At 67.5% G+C, this 23,179-nt stretch carries 17 protein-coding genes and 4 pseudogenes; 2 read left to right on the top strand and 19 right to left on the bottom strand.

The features are described from left to right. Positions 1-44: 44 nt before the first annotated feature. From lpxA to ACXI0D_RS05440, 19 genes and pseudogenes are all read right to left on the bottom strand, one after another. On the bottom strand, positions 45-836 hold the full coding sequence (gene lpxA / locus ACXI0D_RS05530) for an acyl-ACP--UDP-N-acetylglucosamine O-acyltransferase (protein WP_014036498.1): 792 nt from the start codon (positions 834-836) through the stop codon (positions 45-47). A 16-nt stretch (positions 837-852) separates the two neighbouring features. Beyond that, the gene (fabZ, locus tag ACXI0D_RS05525) at positions 853-1,311 is read right to left on the bottom strand and encodes a 3-hydroxyacyl-ACP dehydratase FabZ (RefSeq protein WP_005415845.1); all 459 of its coding nucleotides are present in this window, start codon (positions 1,309-1,311) and stop codon (positions 853-855) included. Then, a complete protein-coding gene (lpxD, locus tag ACXI0D_RS05520; RefSeq protein ID WP_119007032.1) occupies positions 1,308-2,330 on the bottom strand; it encodes a UDP-3-O-(3-hydroxymyristoyl)glucosamine N-acyltransferase in 1,023 nt (340 codons plus the stop codon). The genes fabZ and lpxD overlap by 4 nt, the downstream gene beginning before the upstream one ends. Positions 2,331-2,765: 435 nt before the next feature. After that, positions 2,766-5,129: an outer membrane protein assembly factor BamA gene (bamA, locus tag ACXI0D_RS05515; protein WP_049446256.1), complete on the bottom strand. Its 2,364-nt coding sequence runs from the start codon at positions 5,127-5,129 to the stop codon at positions 2,766-2,768. Between the two features lie 74 nt (positions 5,130-5,203). Next, positions 5,204-6,562, bottom strand: coding sequence for an RIP metalloprotease RseP (rseP, locus tag ACXI0D_RS05510; protein WP_049446253.1), 1,359 nt, complete (start codon positions 6,560-6,562; stop codon positions 5,204-5,206). Positions 6,563-6,617: 55 nt separating this feature from the next. Beyond that, positions 6,618-7,808 (bottom strand): 1-deoxy-D-xylulose-5-phosphate reductoisomerase, encoded by a 1,191-nt coding sequence (locus ACXI0D_RS05505; RefSeq protein ID WP_049446251.1) that lies wholly within the window; start codon positions 7,806-7,808, stop codon positions 6,618-6,620. Positions 7,809-7,810: 2 nt separating this feature from the next. Continuing rightward, on the bottom strand, positions 7,811-8,647 hold the full coding sequence (locus tag ACXI0D_RS05500) for a phosphatidate cytidylyltransferase (protein ID WP_049446250.1): 837 nt from the start codon (positions 8,645-8,647) through the stop codon (positions 7,811-7,813). Then, a pseudogene (gene uppS / locus ACXI0D_RS05495) lies at positions 8,644-9,412 on the bottom strand (polyprenyl diphosphate synthase). Before uppS ends, ACXI0D_RS05500 begins: the two are co-directional and overlap by 4 nt. Before the next feature lie 5 nt (positions 9,413-9,417). Further along, on the bottom strand, positions 9,418-9,972 hold the full coding sequence (gene frr, locus ACXI0D_RS05490; protein WP_014036506.1) for a ribosome recycling factor: 555 nt from the start codon (positions 9,970-9,972) through the stop codon (positions 9,418-9,420). Between the two features lie 96 nt (positions 9,973-10,068). Continuing rightward, complete coding sequence (gene pyrH, locus ACXI0D_RS05485) at positions 10,069-10,797, bottom strand: UMP kinase (RefSeq protein ID WP_005415854.1); 729 nt, start codon at positions 10,795-10,797, stop codon at positions 10,069-10,071. 179 nt (positions 10,798-10,976) lie between these two features. Further along, positions 10,977-12,458 (bottom strand): HDOD domain-containing protein, encoded by a 1,482-nt coding sequence (locus tag ACXI0D_RS05480; RefSeq protein WP_479642395.1) that lies wholly within the window; start codon positions 12,456-12,458, stop codon positions 10,977-10,979. Between the two features lie 256 nt (positions 12,459-12,714). Next, positions 12,715-13,590 carry a translation elongation factor Ts gene (gene tsf, locus ACXI0D_RS05475; protein WP_049446244.1) on the bottom strand — a complete coding sequence of 292 codons (876 nt, stop codon included), beginning with the start codon at positions 13,588-13,590 and terminating at the stop codon, positions 12,715-12,717. Between the two features lie 126 nt (positions 13,591-13,716). Further along, positions 13,717-14,527 (bottom strand): annotated as a pseudogene (rpsB, locus tag ACXI0D_RS05470) (30S ribosomal protein S2). A gap of 396 nt (positions 14,528-14,923) precedes the next feature. Further along, positions 14,924-15,292: a fimbrial biogenesis chaperone gene (locus ACXI0D_RS05465; RefSeq protein ID WP_479642394.1), complete on the bottom strand. Its 369-nt coding sequence runs from the start codon at positions 15,290-15,292 to the stop codon at positions 14,924-14,926. Between the two features lie 583 nt (positions 15,293-15,875). Then, positions 15,876-16,914: pseudogene (locus ACXI0D_RS05460) on the bottom strand (Csu type fimbrial protein). A gap of 184 nt (positions 16,915-17,098) precedes the next feature. Further along, positions 17,099-17,836, bottom strand: a complete 738-nt coding sequence (locus ACXI0D_RS05455; RefSeq protein ID WP_479642738.1) for a fimbria/pilus outer membrane usher protein — start codon at positions 17,834-17,836, stop codon at positions 17,099-17,101. A gap of 241 nt (positions 17,837-18,077) precedes the next feature. Continuing rightward, positions 18,078-19,058: a fimbria/pilus outer membrane usher protein gene (locus ACXI0D_RS05450; RefSeq protein WP_479642393.1), complete on the bottom strand. Its 981-nt coding sequence runs from the start codon at positions 19,056-19,058 to the stop codon at positions 18,078-18,080. 228 nt (positions 19,059-19,286) lie between these two features. Beyond that, positions 19,287-20,027 (bottom strand): fimbrial biogenesis chaperone, encoded by a 741-nt coding sequence (locus tag ACXI0D_RS05445; RefSeq protein WP_479642392.1) that lies wholly within the window; start codon positions 20,025-20,027, stop codon positions 19,287-19,289. 14 nt (positions 20,028-20,041) lie between these two features. Beyond that, positions 20,042-20,572: a Csu type fimbrial protein gene (locus ACXI0D_RS05440; RefSeq protein ID WP_049446232.1), complete on the bottom strand. Its 531-nt coding sequence runs from the start codon at positions 20,570-20,572 to the stop codon at positions 20,042-20,044. A gap of 173 nt (positions 20,573-20,745) precedes the next feature. On the opposite strand from ACXI0D_RS05440, the gene map reads away from it, so the two are divergent. Together map and ACXI0D_RS05430 are read left to right on the top strand one after the other, a co-directional pair. Then, the gene (gene map / locus ACXI0D_RS05435) at positions 20,746-21,588 is read left to right on the top strand and encodes a type I methionyl aminopeptidase (RefSeq protein ID WP_479642391.1); all 843 of its coding nucleotides are present in this window, start codon (positions 20,746-20,748) and stop codon (positions 21,586-21,588) included. Positions 21,589-21,608: 20 nt separating this feature from the next. Next, positions 21,609-23,179 (top strand): annotated as a pseudogene (locus tag ACXI0D_RS05430) ([protein-PII] uridylyltransferase family protein); the annotation flags it as partial.

Genomic DNA, 23,179 nt, shown 5'->3' with positions numbered 1-23,179 from the left:
CGGAATCACCGCGGCGCCGGCCGGCGTCTGGCCGGTCGTGCTGCTCATCGCAGCAAGGGCCTCTCGGCGTGCTCGATGAAGTCCAGCATGGCCTTCACGTCATCGCTGTCACGCGCCTGTTCGGTCAGCTGCACCTTGGCTTCGGCCAGCGGCAGGCCAGCCACGTACAGCGTGCGGTAGGCACGCTTGATGGCCGAGATGCGGTCGGCGTCGAAGCCGCGGCGCTTCAGGCCTTCGCTGTTGATGCCGCGCGGGCGGCCCAGCGAATCGGTACCGACCATGGTGAACGGCGGTACATCGCCATTGGTCAGCGCGCCCATGCCGAGGAAGGCATGCGCACCGATGCGGCAGAACTGGTGGGCACCGGCGAAGCCGCTGATGATCACGTAGTCGCCCACGGTCACGTGACCGGCCAGCGTGGTGTTGTTGGAGAACACGCAGAAGTTGCCGACATGGCAGTCGTGCGCCACGTGCGTGTAGGCCAGCATCCAGTTGTCGTTGCCGATGGTGGTGATGCCGCCGCCGCCGCCGGTGCCACGGTTGAGCGTGACGAACTCGCGGAACACGTTGCGGTCGCCGATCACCAGTTCGGTGCGCTCACCGGCGAACTTCTTGTCCTGCGGCTCGCCACCGATCGCGGCATGGCCGACGAAGCGGTTGTCGCGGCCGATCCGGGTCGGGCCGTGGATGCTGCAATGGGGGCCCACCACCGTGCCGGCGCCGATTTCAACGTCGGGGCCGATCAGGGTGAAGGCGCCCACCTGCACATCGTCGGCCAGGCGCGCGGCCGGATCGATGACGGCGGTGGGGTGGATCCGCGGTGCGTTGTCAGTCATTGCTGCCTCCAGTGGATCAGCCCTTGGCGCCGGCGCACATGACCTCGGCCGACGCGACGACTTCGCCGTTGACCTTGGCTTCGCCGTAGTACCAGCCCATGTTGCGGATCAGGCGCTTCATCTGCACATCCAGCATCAGCACGTCGCCGGGCACGACCTGCTTGTTGAAGCGGGCGTTTTCCACCTTGACCATGTAGAACAGCTTGGACTGCGCATCGCGGCCGAGCGTGAGCTGGGTCATGACGCCGCCGGCCTGCGCCAGCGCTTCGATGATCAGCACGCCGGGCATGATCGGGCGGCCCGGGAAGTGGCCCTGGAAGAACGGCTCGTTGATGCTGACGTTCTTCTGCGCCAGGATGCGCTTGGCCTCGACGTCGAGTTCAAGCACCCGGTCCACCAGCAGGAACGGGTAGCGGTGTGGAAGCAGTTCCTGGATCTGGCAGACGTCGATCGGAAGCTGCAGCGAATCGTTCATTCTTTCTCCTTGCCAGCAGCCAGGACGCGGCGAGCCAATGCGTCCAGCTGCTTGAAGCGCGCGGCGTTCTTGCGCCACGTGCGGTTGTCGGTCAATGGGGTGCCGGACGAATACTCGCCCGGCTCGGTGATGGAATTGCGGACCACCGACTTGCCGGTGATCACGACCTTGTCGCAGATCTCGAGGTGGCCGACCACGCCTACGGCACCGCCGAGCAGGCAGTAGCGGCCGATCTTGGCGCTGCCGGCGATGCCGGTGCAGCCTGCGATGGCCGAGTGCGCGCCGATCTGCACGTTGTGCGCGATCTGTACCAGATTATCCAGGCGCACGTCCTCGGCGAGGATGGTGTCTTCCAGTGCGCCACGATCAACGCAGGTGTTGGCGCCGATCTCGCAATCGTCGCCGACGCGGACGCCGCCCAGCTGCGGCACCTTGATCCACTTGCCGGCATCCATCGCCAGGCCGAAACCATCGGCACCCAGCACGGCACCGGGGTGGATACGCACGCGCTTGCCCAGCTTGACCCGGGTGACCAGGGTGACCCGGGCAATCAGTTCACAGCCGGTATCCAGGCTGCAGTCCTCGCCGATCACGCTGCCGGCGCCGACGATGCAGTTCTCGCCGATGACACTGCGTGCGCCGATGGTGACGAACGGGCCGATGTGGGCGCTGGCGGCCACCTGGGCGCCGGGATCGATCACTGCGCTGGGATGGATGCCCGGCGCGCGGGTCGGCGCCATGTCGAACAGCGCGGCGATCTTGGCGAAGGCGGTGTATGGGTCCTTGGCCACGAGCGCGGCGCCCGGGGCGGCCTCGGCGTCGTCGGCGCGCAGGACCACCAGCGAGGCGTGGCTGTCGGCCAGCTGGACGCGGTAACGCGGGTTGGCGAGGAAGGTCAGCTGGCCAGGACCGGCGTGGGCGAGGGTAGCCACGCCATGGATGGCGGTGGCGGGGTCGCCATGGACCTGCAGGCCGAACTGCTCGGCGAGTTGCTGGGCGGTGTAGGTGGGAGTATTCACGGCGGGAGTTTAACGTGTGACGCCATTGCGGTCATGCGGGGAGGTCATGCAGCCAACGGCAGGGCCCCTCGCGGCCGGCAGAGCCAGTCCCATGGGCTGGGTCGGACGGGGCGGGGCTGCGGGGGACGGCGCAAGTACGTCCATGTAGCCTTGGTCGCCGCATCCATGCGGCTCACACCCCCGCAGCCCCGCCCCGTCCGACCTCCGGCGGCGTGGCGCGAGTGCCAGCCACGGAAAAACAGAAAAGATCAAAAGCAGAGCGGGCGCTTCCGGCATCCGGACCAAACGAAAACGCCGGGCAATGCCCGGCGCTTCGCACCCCGTCTGGTGGAGAGCCCCCCTTCTGTTAAGGGGGGGCGCGCCGACGGCGCGGGGGATAGGTGAAATGCGGGGGCAATTCACCGGAGGTGGATCAGTTCTGAGGAACAGAGTTCCTCAGAACTGGCCACCGAACGTGAATTGCAGACGCTCGATCTTGTCATCGTCTTCCTTCTTCAGCGGGAAGGCGTAGCTGATCGAGATTGGGCCGACCGGGGCGCGCCACAGCAGGGCCACACCGGTGGACACGCGCAGCTCGTTGGCCTTGAAGTTCTTGGTGCCGTTGTAGACATTGCCGAAGTCGACGAAGGCCGACACGCGTGCCGACGGGCTGTCGAACAGGCGCGGGAAGTAGGCTTCGACCGAACCGACGGTCTTCAGCGAACCACCCAGCGGCTGCCCTTCGGGGTAGCCGCGGGTGACTTCGCGCGGGCCGAGGGTGTTGTCCTCGAAGCCTCGCACCGAGTTGGTACCACCGGCGTAGAAGTTCTCGAAGAACGGCAGGCCGCTGGCGGTGACCGTGCGGGTAGTGCCGTCGCCGTTGTCGATGACACGGGTGTAGTCCTTGCCGTAGGCATCGCCGTAGCCGATCTCCGCGCGGGTGTTGATCACCAGCGACGGCATGATCGGCCAGTACTTGCTGATCTGGTAGTTCAGCTTGTAGTACTCGATGGTCGAACCCGGCAGCGTGGTTTCCAGGCCGATGCGCTGGTAGGTGCCGCGGGTCGGCATGAAATAGTCGTTGCGCGAGTCGCGCGCCCAGCCCAGCTCGGTGCGCCAGGCATGGAAGGTACGCTTACCGACCGCATTGATGTAGTCGATGATCGACGGCGGGGTGGAGCCTTCGTAGGTGGTGATCTGGTTGCTGTCGATGCCGAACATCAGCGAGACGGTGTCGGTCTCGGTCAGCGGCACGCCGAACACCACCTGCGCCGAACCATTGGTGCTGTTGTACTGCGCGGTGTTGAAGTCGGAGTAGTCCAGTTCGCGCCAGGACAGGTTGTAGCCCAGCGACACGCCGTCATCGGTGAAGTACGGGTTGGTGTAGCTGAAGCCGTAGCGCTGCAGGTAGCTGCTGCGCGAGGCTTCGACCGACACGCGGTTGCCGCCGCCGAGGAAGTTGTTCTGCGACAGCTGCACCGAGGTGGTCATGCCGTAGGACTGCGAATAGCCCAGGCCGAACACGAAGCTGCCCGAGGTGGTTTCCTTGACGTTGTAGACGACGTCGACCTGGTCGTTGCTGCCGCTGACGGCCGGGGTCTCTACTTCCACCGATTCGAAGTAGCCCAGGCGCTGCAGGCGGATCTTGGAGCGGTCGATCGCGGCCTGCGAGTACCAGCTGTTCTCGAACTGGCGCAGCTCGCGACGCATCACTTCGTCGGAGGTACGGGTATTGCCGCGGAACAGGATGCGGCGCACCGACACGCGCGGGCCGGGCACGACCTGCATGTTGATGGCGACGGTCTGCTCGGCGCGGTTGGTGGTCGGGATCGGGTTCACCTTGGCGAACGCGTAGCCGATGTTGGACAGCGAATTGGTGATGGTGTCCGAGCTGAATTCCAGCAGGGCGCGCGAGAACGTGTCGCCGGACTTCTGGATCACCATGCGCTCGACGTCCTCCTGCGGGAGGATGGTGTCGCCGCTGACCTTGATCTCGGAGATCTTGTACTGCGCACCCTCGGTCACGCCCGCGGTCAGGAACATGTCGCGCTTGTCGGGGCTGATCGAGACCTGGGTGGAATCGATGCTGAAATCGACGTAGCCGCGGTCCAGGTACCAGGAGTTGAGCTTTTCCAGGTCGCCGGACAGCTTTTCCTTGGAGTACTGGTCGTCACGGCGGTACCACGAGGCCCAGTTGTGCTCCTTGGACTCCCAGGTCTCCAGGATGTCCTTGCTCTCGTACTTCTCGGTGCCGACCAGGTTGACGTGGCGGATCTTGGCCGCCTTGCCTTCCTTGATGGCGATGGCGATGTCCACGCGGTTGCGGTCCAGCGGGCTCACCGTCGGGGTGATGTCGACGTTGTACTTGCCGCGGTCGTTGTACTGGCGGCGCAGTTCCTGGGTCACGCGGTCCAGGCTCAGGCGATCGAAGGTGCCGCCCTCGGTCAGGCCGATGTCGGACAGGCCCTTGAGCAGCTGGTCGGACTTGATGTCCTTGTTGCCGGTCACGGTCAGCTTGTTGATCGCCGGGCGTTCCTTGACGGTCACCACCAGGATCGTGCCCTGGCGGTCCAGCTGCACGTCTTCGAAGAAGCCGGTCTTGTACAGGGCGCGGATCGTCTCGCCGACCTTGTTGTCGGTGACCGTCTCGCCACGTTCCACCGGCAGGTAGGTGAACACCGTGCCCGAGCTGATGCGCTGCAGGCCATCGACGCGGATGTCGCTGACAGTGAAGGGCTCGGCTGCCTGGGCCAGGGCGGGAGCGCCGGTGACGGCGGCGAGGGCGAGGGCCAGCAGGCGGCGATTGGGGAGTCGCGTCATGTCACGTCCGGTAGGAAGGTCGATTTCATTGGTGCGGGATGCCGACGCTGTAGACGGCAACAACGTGGAAAAGTTCATCGCGGGACCAGGCCGAGGATGTCGTTGTAGAACGCCAACCCCATCAGCCCGGCCAGCAACGCCAGGCCGATGTATTGGCCGGCGGCGATGGCACGCTCGCTCAGCGGGCTGCCCTTGACCAACTCGATAAGGTAATACAGCAGGTGGCCGCCGTCCAAGATCGGGATCGGCAGCAGGTTGATGATGCACAGGCTGAGGGACAGCAGGGCAAGGAACTGCAGGAACCAGTCGAGGCCGCGCTTGGCCGAGACATTGGCCACGCGGGCGATGGTGACCGGCCCGGAAACGTTCTGCAGCGAGGCCTTGCCGGTCACGATGCGGCCCATCATGCCCAGCGAGTCGGCCGCCAGGCGGCCGGTTTCACGCACCGCGACGGTGACCGAATCCAGCGGGCCGTAGCGCAGCAGGGTGTCGTACGGCGGGCTGAACTTGGTCGGGAACTGAACGCCGATCTGCCAGGCGGGGTCGCCCTTGGCGTCCTGGCCCTTGCGCGGCGTGACTTCCAGCGCCAGGCGCTCGCCGCCACGCAGGACCTCGATCATGCCCGGGCCACCGGCACGCCCCAGCGCCTGGATCTCACCGATCACCTGGTCGGCGCCGTCGATGCGCTGGCCGTCGATGGCCACGATCAGGTCGCCCGGCTGCAGTTGCCCGCTGACGACCGAATCCGGGGTCAGCGACTCGACCAGCGCCGGCTGCAGCCACGACTGCCAGTACATGCCGGCCAGGATCGGCACCCGCCGTTCATCGAAACCCGCCGGCAGCTGCGACAGCGGCAGGGTGCGCGTGCGCACCTGGTCGGCCGTATCCAGCACTTCCAGCTTCACGTCGCGGCGGTCCATCGCGGCCGCTGTCAGCGCCATGCTGGCCTCGCCGAGGGTGACTACCTGGCGGTCGTCCACGCGCAGCACGCGGTCGCCGCTGGCCAGGCCGGCACTGGCGGCGATGCCGCTGACGCGGCCGATGGTGGGCGAGTAATCCTGCTTGCCGATCACGAACATCGCCCACAGCAGGAGGATGCACAGCAGCAGGTTGGCGATGGGGCCGGCGGCGACAATGGCGATGCGCTGCCAGACGGTCTTGTGGTTGAAGGCCTGGCCGCGTTCGTGCGGGTGGACTTCGACCTCGCGTTCGTCGAGGAACTTCACGTAGCCACCCAGCGGGATGGCGGCGATGGCGAACTCGGTACCGTGCCTGTCGCGACGCGACCACAGCGGCCGGCCGAAGCCGACCGAGAAACGCAGGATCTTGACCCCGCACAGGCGCCCGACCCAGTAATGCCCGAACTCGTGGAACGTGACCAGCAGCCCGAGGCTGACAATCATCCACCAGACCGATCCGATGAAGTCAGTCATGCAGGCTCACAGTGGCGGGCAGGGGCGGCGGCGTCATGCTGGGCGAGGCGGTCGTTCAGGCGGCGTCGATGGCGTTCAGGGTGAGCTGGCGTGCCCGCTGGTCGGCGGACAACAGGACCTCCAGTGTATCGGCTGGCTGGGTCGGCAGTGTTGAAAGAGCGTTAGCAACCAGCTCCGGGATCGTCAGGAAACCGATCCGGCCCTGAAGAAACGCTGAAACCGCCTCTTCATTGGCGGCGTTCAGCACCGCCGGCGCGGTGCCGCCGGCCTGCATTGCCTGCCAGGCCAGGGCCAGGCAGGGGAAGGCGTTGGTGTCCGGGGCTTCGAAATCCAGCCGGCCCTGGGCCAGCAGGTCCAGCCCGGCCACGCCCGATTCGATGCGCTGCGGCCAGCCCAGGCCGACGGCCAGGGTGGTACGCATGTCCGGCAGGCCCATCTGCGCCAGGGTCGAACCGTCAACGAACTCGACCAGCGAATGGACCAGGCTCTGCGGGTGTACCAGCACCTCAATGCGTTCGCCGGGCACGCCGAACAGGTGGTGGGCCTCGATGACTTCCAGGCCCTTGTTCATCAACGTCGCCGAATCGACCGAGATCTTCGGCCCCATCGACCACTTCGGGTGGGCAACGGCCTGGGCCGGGGTGACCTGGGCCAGCTCGGCGCGGCTGCGGCCACGGAACGGGCCGCCGGAGGCGGTCAGCAGGATCCGGCGCACCCCGGCGCCGTCGACGCTGGCGTCGCGCGAGCGCAGGCACTGGAAGATCGCGCTGTGTTCGCTGTCGATCGGGATGATTTCGGCACCGGCACGTTCGGCGGTGCGGGTCAGCAGTTCGCCGGCCAGCACCAGCGATTCCTTGTTGGCCAGCAGGATGCGCTTGCCCGCGGCGGCCGCGGCCAGGGTCGAGGACAGGCCGGCAGCGCCGACAATGGCCGCGACCACGGTGTCGCAGGCGTCGCTGGCGGCCAGCTGGTCCAGCGCGGCATTGCCTGCATGGGCCTCGGTGGCCAGTCCGGCGTCGCGCAGGCCGTCACGCAGTTCGGCGAACAGCGACTCGTCGGCGATCACCGCGTGCGCGGGTTTGTGTTGGCGGCACAACGCCAACAGCGCCTGCACCTGGCGACCGGCGGCGAGCACCGTGGCCTGGTAGCGCTGCGGGTGGCGGGCGATCACGTCCAGCGTGGAGGCACCAATCGAGCCGGTGGCGCCGAATACGGCGACCCGGCGCAGGTCTGCAGCAGCATTCATGGTCAGAACCCGAAGATTTCCTTGCCCAGCGCGAACACCGGCACGGCGGCGAGGACGCCGTCGACACGGTCGAGCACGCCGCCATGGCCGGGGATCAGGTGGCCCGAATCCTTGGCGCCGGCGTGGCGCTTGATCAGGCTCTCGAACAGGTCACCCAGCACCGAGGCGAACACGGCCACCACCGAGGTGATCAGCAGCCCCGGCAGGTGTGCGGTATCGATGCCGGCCAGCCAGCCCAGGCCGACGGCCACGGCGACACCGGCCAGCAGGCCGCCGAACAGGCCTTCCCAGGTCTTGTTGGGGCTGATCCGCGGGGCCAGCTTGTGCCTGCCGAAATGGCGGCCGGCGAAATAGGCGCCCGAGTCGGCCGCCCACACCAGCGCCAGTGCAGCCAGCAGCCACAGGTGGCCCTGCTTGCCCGGCGGATCGCCACCGGCATGGATCAGCACCAGCGCGGCCCAGGCCGGCACGATGGCCAGGGTGCCGGCCAGCATCTTCAGGATGCGCGAGGGCGCCGACGGTTGTGCACCGAAGTTGAAGAAGCGCAGCCAGACCAGCGCGGCCAGCCACCAGGCAACGCCGGCCAGGGTGGTTATCTGGAACAGCACCAGCGTACTGCCATCGGCCCAGACCAGCAGCACCATCAGCAGCAGGTTCAGCACCAGCAGCACGGTGCGCGCCAGGGTGTCTTCGATACCGGCCAGCTTCAGCCATTCCCACAGGCCGATCAGCAGCACCGCGGCGGCGGCGGCGGCCAGCCATTGCGTGGGCAGCAGCAGGATCGCCGCAATGGCAACCGGCGCCATGATCAGTGCGGCGAGGACTCGGGTCTTGGTCATGGGCTGGAAGTCTCGGTGGCCAGTGCGGCGATCTGGGCGCTGGTCAGGCCGAAACGACGCTCGCGGCCGGCATAGGCGTCAAGCGCCTGCTGCAGCTGCCCGGCATCGAAGTCCGGCCACAGGGCCTCGGTGAACCACAGCTCGGTGTAGGCCAGCTGCCACAGCAGGAAATTGCTGATGCGGGTGTCGCCGCCGGTGCGGATGAACAGGTCCGGCGGCGGCAGGTCGGCCAGGGCGACCTGGCTGCCCAGCAGCGATTCGTCGGATCTGCTCGGGCAACAGGCGACCGGCCGCCACTTCGACGGCCAGGGCGCGCGCGGCGCGGGCGATGTCCTGGCGGCCACCATAGCTGGCGGCGATCGACAGGGTCAGGGTGGTGTTGTCGGCGGTGCGCTGCTCGGCCAGCTGCATGCGGCTGACCAGCCCTGCACCGAAGCGCTCGCGTTCGCCGATGAAGCGTACGCGCACGCCACGCCGGTGCAGCTCGTCCACTTCGCGGTCGAGTGCGCCGAGGAACAGCTTCATCAACGCATCCACTTCCTCCTGCGGCCGGCCCCAGTTCTCGCTGGAGAAGGCGAACAGGGTCAGCGCCGGAATGCCCAGTTCAAGGCAGCGCTCGATGGTGCGGTTGACCGCGCGCGCGCCGGCACGGTGGCCGATCACGCGGGGGCGACGGCGCTGCTGTGCCCAGCGCCCATTGCCATCCATGATGATGGCAATGTGGCGGGGCAGGGCGGCCGGCAACGGAGGCGGGGCTGAAGGCATCGACTTCAGACCGACAGCAGTTCTTTTTCCTTGTCGGCGACGACCTTGTCGACGTCCTTGATGTTGGCGTCGGTCAGCTTCTGGATGTCGTCTTCGCCGCGCTTCTTCTCGTCTTCGCTGATCGCCTTGTCCTTGACCAGCTTGGCGATTTCCTTGTTCGCGTCCTGGCGGATGTTGCGGATCGCGATCTTGGCGCCTTCACCTTCCTTCTGCACCTGCTTGGCCAGCTCCTTGCGGCGCTCTTCGGTCGGCGGCGGCATGTTGATGCGGATCGCGGTGCCCAGGGTGTTCGGGGTGAACTCGGCGTTGTAGAGACCCTTCTCGATCTCCTTGATCATGCTCTTGTCGAACGGCGTGACCAGCAGCGAGTGCGCGTCGGCGTTGGAGATCGAGGCAACCTGGTTCAGCGGGGTGCTGGCGTTGCCATAGGCACTGACCGTCACGCGGTCCAGCAGGGCAGGCGTGGCACGCCCGGTCCGGATGGAGGTGAGGGTGTGCTTCAGAGCGTCGATGCTCTTGGCCATGCGCGTCTGCGCGTTGTTCTTGATGTCGTTGAGCATCGCCCGGTCCTGGATGTATCTGGAATCGGGCGATTATAGGCGAATACGGGACGCTGCCGGGCCTGAATCGGCCCGGTCATCGCTTTGCGCTCAGGCTCAGGCCGGGTCGCGGCCCTGGACCAGGGTGCCGATGTTCGCGCCGTTGAGGATCTTCAGCAGCTCGCCCGGCTGGCCCATGTCGAACACGCGCATCGGCAGGTCGCTGTCGCGGGCCAGTGCGAAGGCCGCGGTGTCCATCACTTCCAGGCCACGGCGGATCACTTCGTCGTAGCTCAGGCTGTCGAAGCGGACCGCATCGCTGTGCTTGTTCGGGTCCTTGTCGTACACGCCATCGACCTTGGTGGCCTTCAGCAGCAGGTCGGCGCCGATCTCGATCGCGCGCAGGGCGGCGCCGGAATCGGTGGTGAAGAACGGGCTGCCGACGCCGGCGGCGAAGATCACCAGGCGGCCCTTTTCCAGGTGGCGGATGGCGCGGCGGCGGATGTAGTCCTCGCACACGTCGTTGATCTTGATCGCGCTCATCACGCGGGCCTTGGCGCCCAGCTTCTCGAGGGCGTCCTGCATGGCCAGGGCGTTGATGACCGTGGCCAGCATGCCCATCTGGTCGCCGGTGACCCGGTCCATGCCGCCAGCAGCCAGGCCGGCGCCGCGGAAGATGTTGCCGCCGCCGATCACCAGCGCCACTTCGGCACCGGCCTGCTGGGCTTCGATGACCTCGCGGGCCAGGCGATTGATGATCTTCGGGTCGATGCCGTAGTCCTCATCTCCCATCAGCGCCTCCCCGGACAGTTTCAGAAGGATGCGGCGATAGGCGAGCTTGGACATGGGGACCTCGGGTGCGTGGAAATCGCGGGCGATTCTACGCGCATGCGGCGTCGTGCCAAAGTGTTTTGTGCACTGCGGCGCAGAATCCGGTGATTCGCCCCGGTCAACCGGGGCTTCCCCCTTCAGCCCAGCTCGGCGCCGGCGGTGGCCGACAGCTCGTCGTGGCCGAGGGCGCCCGGTCAGCGGGCGATCACCCGGTTGCGGCCCAGGTTCTTGGAGCGGTACAGCACATCGTCGGCCGCGCGCAGCAGGTCCTGCACGTCGGCGAAGCGCTCGTAGCCACCCTGGGTGGCCACGCCGGCGGAGAAGGTGACGAACAGCGGCCCCCCTTCCAGCTCGGCCATCGGCGTGGCGACGATGTTGGCCAGTACCCGGCGGATCACGTCCAGGGCCACGCTTTCGCTGGTATTGGGCAGCAGCGCGACGAATTCCTCGCCGCCGAAGCGGGCGACGGTGTCGCTGTTGCGCAGCTGGCCCTGCAGCTTGCCGGCGAAGGCGCGCAGCACCTCGTCGCCGGTCAGGTGGCCGTGGGCGTCGTTGATCTTCTTGAAGTCGTCCAGGTCGATGAAGGCCACCGACAACGGCCAGCCCTGGCGGCCGGCGCGCAGGAATTCCTGCTCCAGCACCGCTTCCAGCTGGCGGCGGTTGAGCACGCCGGTCAGCGCGTCACGATGGGCCTGGTCGGCGAGGCGCTTGGCGCGTGCCTCGAACTCGTCGGCGCGGCGGCGTGCCTGGTCGGCATCCTGCAGTTCGCGCAGGTTGCGCAGCGTGGCCAGCTCCTGCGCGTGATCGATCAGTTCGCGCACCCGGGACGGTGAATTGAGGCCGGCATCGAACAGGCTGGCGATATCGGGCAGGGCCTCGCTGATGCGGGCCAGGACCTGGTCGAAGCGCGCGCTGTCCAGTTCCAGGCGGTCGTGCACCTGCTGCAGGGCGCGCTCACGCGCGGCATCGGCGTCGGTATCCAGCCAGATGTCGGCCACCGCGCCGGACAGCTGCACGCAGGCCTGGAACGGCGATTCGGCGGCGTCCTCGTCCTCGCTGTGGCTGATGCTCTCGACCAGGTAGCGGGGCAGGCCCCATTGCTCGGCCACCCAGGCGCCGACCTCGGCATGGCTGCAGCCCAGTTCCTCGCGCTCGCGGGCGACCAGGTCGATGTTGTCGCGTGCCTCGCGCAGCAGCGGCAGGTAGCGCTCCGACTCGGCCTGGGCCAGGCACAGCACGCCCAGGTCCTGCAGCAGGCCGGCCAGCATCAGTTCCTCCAGCCGGCGCAGACCGCGCGCCTGGCCCAGCTGGCTGGCGGCCAGGGCGCTGAGGATGCTGCGCTTCCACGCGCGCTGGCGCAGGTCATGGTCGGCGCCGGTGCCGCCGGTCAGGCCCTGGGTGACGGTGAAGCCCAGGGCGAGGCTGATCGTGGCGTTCAGGCCCAGCATGGTCAGCGCCTGGCCGAGGTTCTCGATGCGGCGGCGGCTGGCATACAGCGGCGAATTGGCGATGCGCAGCATGCGAGCGCTCAGCGCCATGTCGATGGCGATGATGTCGGCGGCGGTGGCGATGTCCGCTTCCGGGTCCTGGGCCAGTTCGATGATGCGCAGGGCAATACCGGGTGGCGAAGGCAGGTTGCGGCAGAGCGCCAGGGCAGCTGTCAGCTCGGGAGGCATGTCGGGTCGTTCAATTCCATTAGGACAAGAATACCTAGGAATGCATCACAGTCCGCGATTTTCGTTCCTGCTATGTGACTGTGGATTCCCTGCGCCGAGTATCGGCTTGATTCGCGCGCAACGCAAAGGTGCCGGTTGTGCGCACCAACGGAGGCTGTGCGCACCAACGGTGCGCACCGACAGGTTCACCGGCATAAAAAAAGAGCCGCGGTTTCCCGCGGCTCCTTCTGGTCGCTTCACAGCCGGAAGGCTGGAATCAGACCTGCATCGCCTTGGCAACTTCGGCGGCGTAGTCTTCCACCACCTTCTCGATGCCTTCGCCGACGATCAGCAGCTTGAAGCCTGCCACGTCGGCGCCAGCGGCCTTGACCACCTGCTCGACGGTGGTGTCGCCCAGCACGTAGGTCTGGCCGTACAGGGTCACGTCGCTGACGATCTTGTTGATCTTGCCGCTGATGATCTTTTCCAGGATGTCGGCCGGCTTGGCCTTGTCCTTCTCGGACATCTTGGCCAGCTCGATTTCCTTTTCCTTCTCGACGAACTCGGCCGGGACGTCCGCAGCCTTGTTGTGCGGCGGCTTCAGCGCGGCCACGTGCATGGCCAGGCCACGGGCCAGCTCGACGTCGCCGCCGACCAGGTCGACCAGAACGCCGACCTTGCCGTTGGTGTGGACGTAGGCGCCGATGGTGTTGTTGCCATCCACCTTCACCATGCGACGGATCTGGATGTTCTCACCCAGGGTCTGCACGGCGGTGGCGCGGGCTTCTTCAACGGTGCGGCCGTCGGCCAGCTTGGCAGCCTTCACGGCTTCGACGTCGGTGGCGCCCGATGCCAGGGCAGCGGCGGCGACGGCGTTGACGAAGGACTTGAAGTTGTCGTCGTTGGCGACGAAGTCGGTTTCCGAGTTGACTTCGACCAGCACGGCCTTGCCGCCGTCCTGGGCCAGGCCCAGACGGCCTTCGGCGGCCACGCGGTCAGCCTTCTTGTCGGCCTTGGCAGCGCCGGACTTGCGCATGGCTTCAGCAGCAGCGTTGATGTCGCCGTTGGCTTCGGTAAGCGCCTTCTTGCATTCCATCATGCCGGCGCCGGTGCGCTCGCGCAGTTCCTTGACCAGGGAAGCAGTGATTTCCACGGGATTACCTCACGAAAGAAAGGGGTTGGGCCGGCATGGTGGCCGGCCCGTGTGACACGGTCCTGTCACGCGCCAAGGGCGGCGTGCAGGGAGGGTGGACGCCGGGCGTCCACCCCGGGGCCTGGATCAGGCCTGGGCGTCGTCGCCCTTCTTGGCAGCCTTCTTGGCCGGAGCGCGGCGGGCCGGCTTCTCTTCGCCTTCAGCAGCGGCTTCAGCGAACTCTTCCTCGCGCACCGAAGCGGCGTGCGGAGCAGCGGCCTTACCTTCCAGCACGGCGTCGGCAGCGGCGCGGGCGTACAGCTGCACAGCGCGGATGGCGTCGTCGTTGCCCGGGATGGCGTAATCAACCAGTTCCGGGTTGTAGTTGGTGTCGACCACGGCGATGACCGGGATGCCCAGCTTCTTGGCTTCCTTGATCGCGATGTCTTCGTGGCCGATGTCGATCACGAAGATGGCAGTCCGGCAGACGGTTCATGTCCTTGATGCCGCCCAGCGAGGCTTCCAGCTTGTCGCGCTCGCGACGCAGGCCCAGCACTTCGTGCTTGACCAGCTTCTCGAAGGTGCCGTCGGTTTCACCGGCTTCCAGTTCCTTCAAGGCGGGCAACCGACTGCTTGACGGTACGGAAGTTGGTCAGGGTGCCGCCCAGCCAACGCTGGTTCATGAACGGCATGCTGCAACGCTCGGCTTCTTCCTTGACGGTTTTGCGGGCGCTGCGCTTGGTGCCCAGGAACAGGACGGTGCCGCGCTTCTGGGCAACCGACGAGATGAAGTTCATCGCGTCGTTGAACAGCGGGACGGTCTTTTCCAGGTTGATGATGTGGATCTTGCCGCGGGCGCCAAAGATGCACGGCCAGCCATCTTCGGGTTCCAGTAGCGGGTCTGGTGGCCGAAGTGGACGCCGGCTTCCAGCATCTGACGCATGGTGACCTGGGGCATTGCAATACTCCTGAGTATGGAACCAGCGATTCCGCCCGCGGGGATAGGTATGCGGGACGCGTGGAAGCGCGATCGGTTCCGGGGTTGGGCTTCCCTGTTGCCTCCGTGGCCGAACTCCTTGCGGAGCACCCCGGCACGGATGGGGGCAGCAGGTGTGGATTCACCGGTGACGTCCGGTGTGGACGGGTTCCCGCGCACGCTGGCGGCAGGAATCCGGTCGATTATAGCCCGCTGGGGGCGCTTGCTGCAATTGCAGGGTCAGCAGTGGCCAGATCGACCTCGCGGCCGTCCTGCAGGCGTGCCTTCTGAAGCGGCCTCCAGCATAGCCATCGGCGCGGGCAGGCAGGGGCCAGCGGCGTTCATGGCCCGCCAGGATGTAGCCGGCCAGGCCAGCCGTCAGCAGCGTTTGACTTCTGGCTGTCCGCTGTGATGAACGAGATCGTGCAGGCGGCCGTGCAGGGTACCGGTATTGCTGAGTCGCAGTGCGGGCTGCGACGCCTGGGCCTCGACGCGGCCCTGCAGGCGGGCATGCAACGGTGTTGCCGCTGGGCCGCGGAACAGTGGCAGGGAATAGCGCGGCAGCCCTGCCAGCGACGGCGCCAATACGATCCGATAGGCCTGTTCACCGACCGCCGCCGGCTCGGCTGGCAGCAGCCAGACGCGCTGGGTACTGCCGGGCGCGAGGTCCAGGCGCGCCGGGCTGACCCGGATCCGGTCGCTTGGCTGCAGCCGTTCGGCATCCAGCTGCTGATCCCAGGCCAGCACCTGACCTCGGCCCTGCCAGCGGCCGGGCCCGGGTTGTGCAGCCACAGCTCGGCGCGGCCGCCCTGGGCCGGCAGCTGCAGGGTGGTCGGCAACAGCTCCAGCGCCGCGGCGGGCAGGGCCAGCAGTAGTGCCAGCAGGGTCAGCAGCGCGCGCATCAGTAGATGAGGGTCACGGAGGGTGTTGCGTTCACGTCCGTTGCCGGTGGCGCGAGCTCGGGCGGACCTGGGGCGGCACCTGGGGCGCGTCACTGCGCTGGTGCGGCGCCGGCAGCGGACGCCACCGCCATCGTCGCTGCAGGATTCGACCACGGTCAGCCGGATCTGCAGGGCGCCGGTGCTGGGTTCGGCCCATGTCGGCAGGCTGGCGACTTAGCATCGCCCCGATCAGAAATGCACGAACCACCTGCCATCCACCGCAACCGAAAAGACTCTGCTGCGCGGTATCTGGCGCGGATGCGCCTGGAAGTTGCAGCGTCGCGCTTGCCCGGCATCCGTTTGCGCACCGCAATCCACCGGCGGGCGCCGACCGTTGGTCGGCACGCGGATCGCCCCCGGCGGGTGCCAACCGTTGGTCGGCACGCAGGTCAATAAGTGATCGTCACCTGCACCAGGTCGTTGTAGGTGCCGGCCGGAGGCTGGCCGGTGACCGGCGGTACCCGGCCATAGATGGTGAAGTGCTGGCGCGCTGCCGGTGCCGGTGCGCCGCTGGCCGTATCGATGGTCAACGGTTGCCCCAGCGCTGGCTCCGTGCCGCGTCCCGGTAGAGCTTGTAGGTGAGGTAGTAGGTGCTGCCGCCAATGGTGGTGGCCATGCGCCGGGTGGTGGTGGCGGTGGGATTGTTCTGGCCGTTGTTGAGACCGACCTGGAAGGCGGTGTTCTTCAGAGCAGGTCAGGGCCAAGGGTTGCGGTCTGGTCGATGTTGGCCGGGATGCCACCGGTGACGTTGCCGAAGTTCATGTTGGTGGTGACGTAGCTGCCGCATTGCGGCAGCACATTGGCGGTGGCGGTGAAGCTGAAGGCCGCACTCGCGCTGTTGGTACCGGTGGCGCCGCCGTTGCAGGTGGCGGGAATGGTGGCGGTGCCGAGCAGGACTTCGTTCCAGTGCCGGTACACCACGCTGGCACCGCTGAAGGTGCTGCTGTACGCGCCGGAGGCCAGGACCTGGTTGGCCGGGATCTGCCCGAGCAGCTGCACCGTCTGTGCGCCGCTGCCGCCGGTCAGCAGCGGCACGTTGTAGCTCATGGTCAGTTCCTGCGCCGGGGGCGTGCCGTGCGGCAGCCAGGCCAGTGACCTGGCCGAAGCTGGCGTTGTTGTACAGCTGGAAATTCATCGTGTCGCTGGTGGAGGTGGCCATCGTGCGGAACGTGGAACTGCTGCCGCCGCCACTGCCTGCGCCGATGCCCACGCAGACGCGCACGCCGGTGGTGGCCAGCAGGCTCAGCGCAGCGGTGGTGCAGGTCACCGTGATGTTGAGGTTGGCCGTGCTCGGGCCGGGTGCATTGCTGTTGATGTTGCCGAACGGCAGGGTCGGATTGGCGACCGCCGTGCAGACCGCGGGGCACTGGCAGGCGCCGCTGCCAGCAGGCCGGCCCACAGCAGCAGGACGAGCAGCAGTACCCTCATGGCGCGACCTCCGGATGCACTGCTGCGGTGCCGGCTTCGGCCGGGCGCCGGACGCCACCACCTTGGGCAGGTCCGGCACCTTCACCCGGCAGGGACCATGGCTGGTGGTGACGTACAGCACGCTGCCGGCGGCGACATCTTCCAGATAGACAGGCCGTCGTAGCCGACCGTGGCCTGGCGACCGTCAGGCAGCTACCTCGCTGCCCACCTCCAGAGGCTGGCCGTCCATCGCCAGCAGGGTCAGGCTCAGCGACGGCCGCGAGCGCAGCTGGAAGGTCACGCGGGTGCCGGCGCGCTGGCGCGGGGTCACCCAGTCCTCGATGCGGTCGGCGCGCATGTCTTCGGGCAGGTCCAGGGTGTCGATCCAGACCCGGTTGCGCTGCCAGGACAGCAACGGACTGACCAGCAGCAGGCCGCGATCATCGGTGACGCCGATCAGGCGGTTCTCCAGCCGCACCGGGACGCCGCCGACCCCATTGGTGCTGATCACCGCGAACGCATCGGAGACCTCGCGCGTGGCGAAGGCGTGCCCGCCCATCCACACCAGGCTGCCGCTGGCGCTGGCGTAGGCATAGTTGAGTCCACCCTGGCGCGAGGCGCCGAACGAATAGCGGCCGACATCGTTGAGGATGCCGACCTCGGCCAGGCCGCCGTTGCCGTCCTCGCCGTGGCGCAGCTGCGCGCGCAGCCGACGCCGCCGGCGCTGCCATCGCCGGACACCGGCCGGTGACGTCCGCCACCCAGCCTCTCGGCTGTCGCCGTTGCGCTGGCTGGAGAGGCTGGCCTGGCGGTTGTTGCCCAGGCTGGCGGTCACCGAACAGGTAGATGCTGCGGTCGTCGCTGCGGTCCAGCGTTCTGGTTCACCGACAGGTAGGCCGACCAGCGCTGGCGCTCCAGGTACGTGACCAGAACAGGCTGGCATAGCGGTTGTCGTCTCCATCCGGGTAGCGCAGGCGCAGATAGCTGGCGCTGAGCGTGCCCAGCCGCAGCAGGTCCAGGCCGAGCGTGGCCTGCTCGCTGGATGCTCTGGTGGCAGGTTGCCCTGCAGCGCGCCCAGGTCGCGGTAGTAGCCGTGGCTGCGTACGCTGCGCAGATTGACGTTGAAGCGACGGTTGTTCCAGCTGTAGCCCAGCGCCCATTGCCCACCCTGCAGGCCGTGGTAATCACTGCGTGCATAGGCGGCGTTGAACACGCCGGCAGCGCCGAGCAGCCACCAGCCACCGATGCCGGCCTGGGCCAGGCCACCGCCGCCTTCGGCATGCGCTTCGCCGGTGAACGTGTCGGTGACAACCGCCGCGCCAGCTGGCGCTGGCCACCGTGCGATCGTCATAGGCGAAGGAGCGTTCGCCGAAATCCCTGCGCAGCTGGCCGACGCCGACCGACCAGTCCGACAGGCCCTTGGCCAGCAGCTGCTGGGTGCCGTAGAAACTGAAATCCAGCGTCTGCATGCGGCCAAATGCATCGGTCACCACCACCTGCGCATTGCCGGTGCCGCTGATGCCGGGCTGCGCCGCCAGCTGGAAGGGCCCGACCGGCACCTGGCCGCTGTACTGGCGTAGGCCATCGACATACAGCTCGACCGTGGAGGGCACCACCGCCTGGCCGAGGAAGCTGGGCGTGGGCGTGAGCACGCGGTAGGGCTGGCAGGCCGTAGTTGCGGCCGATCTGCAGGCCGCCCAGGCGAACCGGGCGGGTCCAGTCGACGAAGCCGCTGTAGAAGTCACCGACCTCCAGCGTGGTTGCACTGTCCGGGAAATCCAGGCTCCAGCGTGTGTCCAGGCGCACACTTCGCCGCGCCAACGGCGGTCGCCGGGCTGCTGGTAGCGGCGGCTGATGGCGGTGTTTTCGAAAGTGCCGTTGCCGATGCCGAACACCCGCAGTTCCGAGCTCAGGCTGAGGTTGCCGAGCGTGTCCACCCGGCTGCCGTAGACGTCGTAGTTGAGCAGCACGCCCGGCGAGGCGTTGCCGGTGGGCGCGCGCGTCTGCGGGCGGCTGAGCACGGTGGTGGGCAGGGTCAGCTGGTCCAGCGGGACGTCCAGCGCCAGCGTCTGCATGTGTGCGTCGTAGCGCACCACCGCGCCGCTGATCTGGTCCAGGTAGACCGGTGCGTCGCCGCTGGCATTGAAGCCCAGCTGGCGCAGCACGTCGGGGCTGGCCTGAGCCGGCCGCGGTTCTCGGTGAACGGCAGCAGGCCGCGCGGCGTGCTGTTGAGCGACACATCCAGGTACAGCGCCTGGCTGGCGGTCAGCGGGGTCGGTGGCGGCAGGATGGCATCTGCCGACACGCCGGATACATCAGCCGCCGCGCCGGACACATCGGCGGCCTCGGTCGCCGCGGGAGCCAGGGCAGCCAACAGCGCGCCCATCAACGCCTCAGCGAGCCGGTGGGGGGGCGCCGACAGTGGCGTCTGTTCCGACTCGCCATTGAGCTTGGCCGTGATCTGGTCGTTGTCGCGGTCGATTGCCGTGCGTTCGATCGGCCAGCGCATCACCTGGCCGGGCAGCACATAGCCCAGCAGCCCGGGATGGACGATGCGCGGGCGCGTGGGCGCTGCCCAGCGCGAGATCGGCGATCTGCGCGTAGCCGTCGCCCGAGTTGGCCACCTCCACGCCGTTGCGGCCGTCCGCCAACTGGACCAGGCGGGCCTGCAGCCGCGGTGCCAGCGTGCCGGACGAGGGCTGCACGAACACCGGGATCGAATAGCGCAGCACGAACTGCATGCCGCCGGCGCGCGTGGCCAGATCGGGCACCTCGTCGACGATCAGGCGGTAGTACCGCTGTGCCGGCGGCGGTTCCCGGTCCGGACGCATCACCCGCACCAGCTGCTGCTGGCCGGCAGCCAGTTCCTGCATCGGCGGCGTGGCCATCACTTTCATCGGTGGGCAGCAGCTGTTCCTGGCCGTTCTCTGCACCCAGCGGAACACGCGCACCTGCAGCTTCACCGGCGAGGTGCCGCTGTTGGTCAGCCACAACTCGCCGGCACGCTGGCGGGCTTCCAGCTGCAGGCTGGTCGGGGCGACCTGCAGGCTGGTGGCGCCTGCGGTGGTGGTGGCCAGCAGGTACAGGGCGAGCAGCGCCACGCCGGTGGCGCGCCACGGGCGGGGTCCGGCCATGCAGGCGTGCTCCATCAATAGGTGATCGTGGCGGTAACCGTATCCAGGTAGTTACCGGTAGCCGGGTTGTTGGTGCTCAGGTTCAGGATCTGGCCGTAGACGATGTAGGGCACGGCCAGGCCGGTGCCGATGCCGGCCTGGGTATTGGTACCGGACGTGGCGCCCCAGACCAGGGTATGGGCGGCGTCCTGGTAGAGCTGGTAGCCGACGTAGTTGTTGGCGGTCACCGCAGCATTGGTGTTCTTCATCCGCCGGGTGGTGACGTCATTGGCCGTGCTGGCATTGGCGCCCGCATTCAGCGAGATGGTGTAGGGCGTCAGTGCCGAGCACTGCGCGGTCACCGTGCCCTGGCCCAGGGTGGGCGTGGCGGTGGTCGAGGCGGCGGTGCCGAAGTCGACGTTGGTGGCGGCCGCCGCCGTGATGGTGCAGGCCTTGGTGACCACCAGCGTGACGTTGAAGGTGGTGGTGTCGGCGGCCAACGCCGGGCTGGACAGCAGGAGCCCGGCCACGACCCATGTCAGCGGGGATCGAACTGGGGATCGCATGGACAACCTCCCTGACCCGAAGGTCTGTTGAACAAGGCGAAGACGGCACGTTCGGCGCCGCTTTGACGACAGTGGGTCCAGCTTAGGAGGCGTAAGTGTCTGTAATCCGTGATAAATAGGCAGGCGAAAGAGTGGAGGGCATCACGCTTTCACTTTCCTTGCCGGAACCGCGCATGGCCCGGATCGCCAGTTGGGTGGCGTTCGTTCAGATTGCGGCCGGATCGGCGATAATGGGTGCCATGAGCGTGAATCTGAAAACCCCGCAGGAAATCGAGATGATGCGCATCGCCGGCCGCCTGGCCAGCGAAGTGCTCGACATCGTCACCCCCCACGTCAAGCCCGGTGTCACCACCGAGGAACTGGACCGCATCTGCCACGACCATATCGTGAACGTGCAGGGCGCCATTCCGGCCAACGTCGGCTACCGCGGCTTCCCGAAGACCGTGTGCACCTCGGTCAACAATGTCATCTGCCACGGCATTCCCAGCGAAGGGAAGGTGCTCAAGGATGGCGACATCATCAATATCGACGTCACCGTCATCAAGGACGGCTGGCACGGCGACACCAGCCGCATGTACTTCGTCGGCACCCCGTCGGTGATGGCCCGTCGCCTGGTGGAAACCACTTACGAAGCCATGTGGCGCGGCATCCGTGCGGTGCGTCCGGGCGCCACCCTGGGCGACATCGGCCACGCCATCCAGAGCTATGCCGAAGGCGAGCGTTTCAGCGTGGTGCGCGAGTACTGCGGCCACGGCATCGGCAAGGTCTACCACGACGAGCCGCAGGTGGTGCATTACGGCCGCCCGGGCCAGGGCCTGGTGCTGCAGCCGGGCATGACCTTCACCATCGAGCCGATGATCAACGAGGGCACCCGCTACAACAAGGTGCTGCCGGACGGCTGGACCGTGGTGACCCAGGACCGCAAGCTGTCGGCGCAGTGGGAGCACATGATCGCGGTCACCGAGACCGGCGTGGACGTGCTGACCCTGTCGCCAGGCGAGTCGCAGGTCTCCTGAAGATGCTGCCGGCGAGTTCGCTGCTGGACACGCCGGCCGCGTCGCTCAACGACCCGGATTGGGCTGCTGCCGCGCGCCAGGCGCTGCAGCAGGCCGACGCGCGCCTGTACCGCCGCTTCGACCAGGGCGACAACATCGAGCGCCTGCTGGCGCTGCGCGCGCGCGCTGCCGACCATCTGATCCGCCTGGCCTGGCAGCGCTGCCTGCCGGCCGACAGTGGCCTGTCGCTGTTCGCGGTCGGTGGCTATGGCCGCGGTGAACTGTTCCCGCGCTCGGACATCGACCTGCTGGTGTTCGGCGATCCGCCGGCACAGCTGGCGCACGAAGCGGCATTGGCGCGCCTGTTCGCGCTGCTGTGGGACTGCGGATTGGCCGTCAGCCATGCGGTGCGTTCGGCATCGCAGTGCCGCGAGGCGGCAGCTGACCAGACCGTGCTGACCGCGCTGATCGAGGCGCGTCCGATCCTGGCCGATGATGCCGCGCGCCGCGCGCTGCGCGAGGCCATCGACGACCGCGAGCTGTGGCCGGCACGCAGCTTTTTCCTGGCCAAGCTGGAAGAGCTGCGCAACCGCCACCAGCGCTTCGGCGATACCGCCGACAACCTGGAGCCGGACCTGAAGGATGGCCCCGGCGGCCTGCGCGATCTCAACACGCTGGGCTGGATGGCGTTGCGTGCCTTCGGCGTGCGCGACCTGGAGGCCCTGGTCGGGCTCGGCCATCTGGGCGCTGACGAAGCCGCGGCGTTGAAGCGCGAACGTGCCGTGCTGGCGCGGTTGCGCTTCGGCCTGCACCTGGTCGCGCGCCGTCCGGAAGAGCGCCTGCGTTTCGATTACCAGAAGACTCTGGCCGCGCGACTGGGCTTCGAAGACGATGCCGAGAATCTCGGTGTCGAAAAAATGATGCAGGGCTTCTACCGCGCCGCGCTGGTGGTGCGCCGGATCAGCGACCGCCTGCTGCAGCGCTTCGAGGAACAATTCGATGGCGAGGCCCAGCCGGAACCGCTGACCGTGGGCTTTTCCCTGCGCCGTGGCTACCTGGCCGCCAACGAGGCCGACTGGCCGCGCGGCGACATCGGCCAGGTGTTCGCACTGTTTTCCAGCTGGGCCAACAACCCGCAGGTGCGCGGACTGCACTCGCTGACCGCGCGTGCACTGGCCGAGTCGCTGCCGCTGCTGCCGGCCTATGACCAGGCCGACTCCGATGCACGCGAGCAGTTCCTGGCCCTGCTGCGCGGCCAGCGTCCGGTCGATACGCTTTCGCGCATGGCGCGGCTGGGCGTGCTTGGCCAGTGGATTCCCGCGTTCGCCCAGGTCAGCGGGCGCATGCAGTTCGACCTGTTCCATGTCTATACGGTCGACCAGCACACGCTGATGGTCCTGCGCAACGTCGGCCAGTTCGCCAGCAGCCGCGCCGACGAGCGCTTCTCATCGCGCATGAAGTCTGGCCGCGCCGTGCAAGCCGGAACTGCTGCTGCTGGCCGGCCTGTTCCATGACATCGCCAAGGGCCGTGGCGGCGACCACTCGGAGCTGGGTGCGGTGGACGCGCGTGCCTTTGCCAGGCGCATGCGCTCAGTGGCACTGATACCATTGG

It is taken from the genome of Stenotrophomonas sp. C9D9 (genome assembly GCF_056491205.1).
Note: the sequence above shows the minus strand (reverse complement) of the source record. Positions and strands in the feature narration are given on the sequence as shown.

Coding starts and splice junctions, on each gene's coding strand:
- lpxA (WP_014036498.1), bottom strand. CDS start 836: ATGACTGACAACGCACCGCGGATCCACCCCACCGCCGTCATCGATCCG.
- fabZ (WP_005415845.1), bottom strand. CDS start 1,311: ATGAACGATTCGCTGCAGCTTCCGATCGACGTCTGCCAGATCCAGGAA.
- bamA (WP_049446256.1), bottom strand. CDS start 5,129: ATGACGCGACTCCCCAATCGCCGCCTGCTGGCCCTCGCCCTCGCCGCC.
- rseP (WP_049446253.1), bottom strand. CDS start 6,562: ATGACTGACTTCATCGGATCGGTCTGGTGGATGATTGTCAGCCTCGGG.
- ACXI0D_RS05505 (WP_049446251.1), bottom strand. CDS start 7,808: ATGAATGCTGCTGCAGACCTGCGCCGGGTCGCCGTATTCGGCGCCACC.
- ACXI0D_RS05500 (WP_049446250.1), bottom strand. CDS start 8,647: ATGACCAAGACCCGAGTCCTCGCCGCACTGATCATGGCGCCGGTTGCC.
- frr (WP_014036506.1), bottom strand. CDS start 9,972: ATGCTCAACGACATCAAGAACAACGCGCAGACGCGCATGGCCAAGAGC.
- pyrH (WP_005415854.1), bottom strand. CDS start 10,797: ATGTCCAAGCTCGCCTATCGCCGCATCCTTCTGAAACTGTCCGGGGAG.
- ACXI0D_RS05480 (WP_479642395.1), bottom strand. CDS start 12,458: ATGCCTCCCGAGCTGACAGCTGCCCTGGCGCTCTGCCGCAACCTGCCT.
- ACXI0D_RS05455 (WP_479642738.1), bottom strand. CDS start 17,836: ATGCCAGCCTGTTCTGGTCACGTACCTGGAGCGCCAGCGCTGGTCGGC.
- ACXI0D_RS05445 (WP_479642392.1), bottom strand. CDS start 20,027: ATGGCCGGACCCCGCCCGTGGCGCGCCACCGGCGTGGCGCTGCTCGCC.
- ACXI0D_RS05440 (WP_049446232.1), bottom strand. CDS start 20,572: ATGCGATCCCCAGTTCGATCCCCGCTGACATGGGTCGTGGCCGGGCTC.
- map (WP_479642391.1), top strand. CDS start 20,746: ATGGCCCGGATCGCCAGTTGGGTGGCGTTCGTTCAGATTGCGGCCGGA.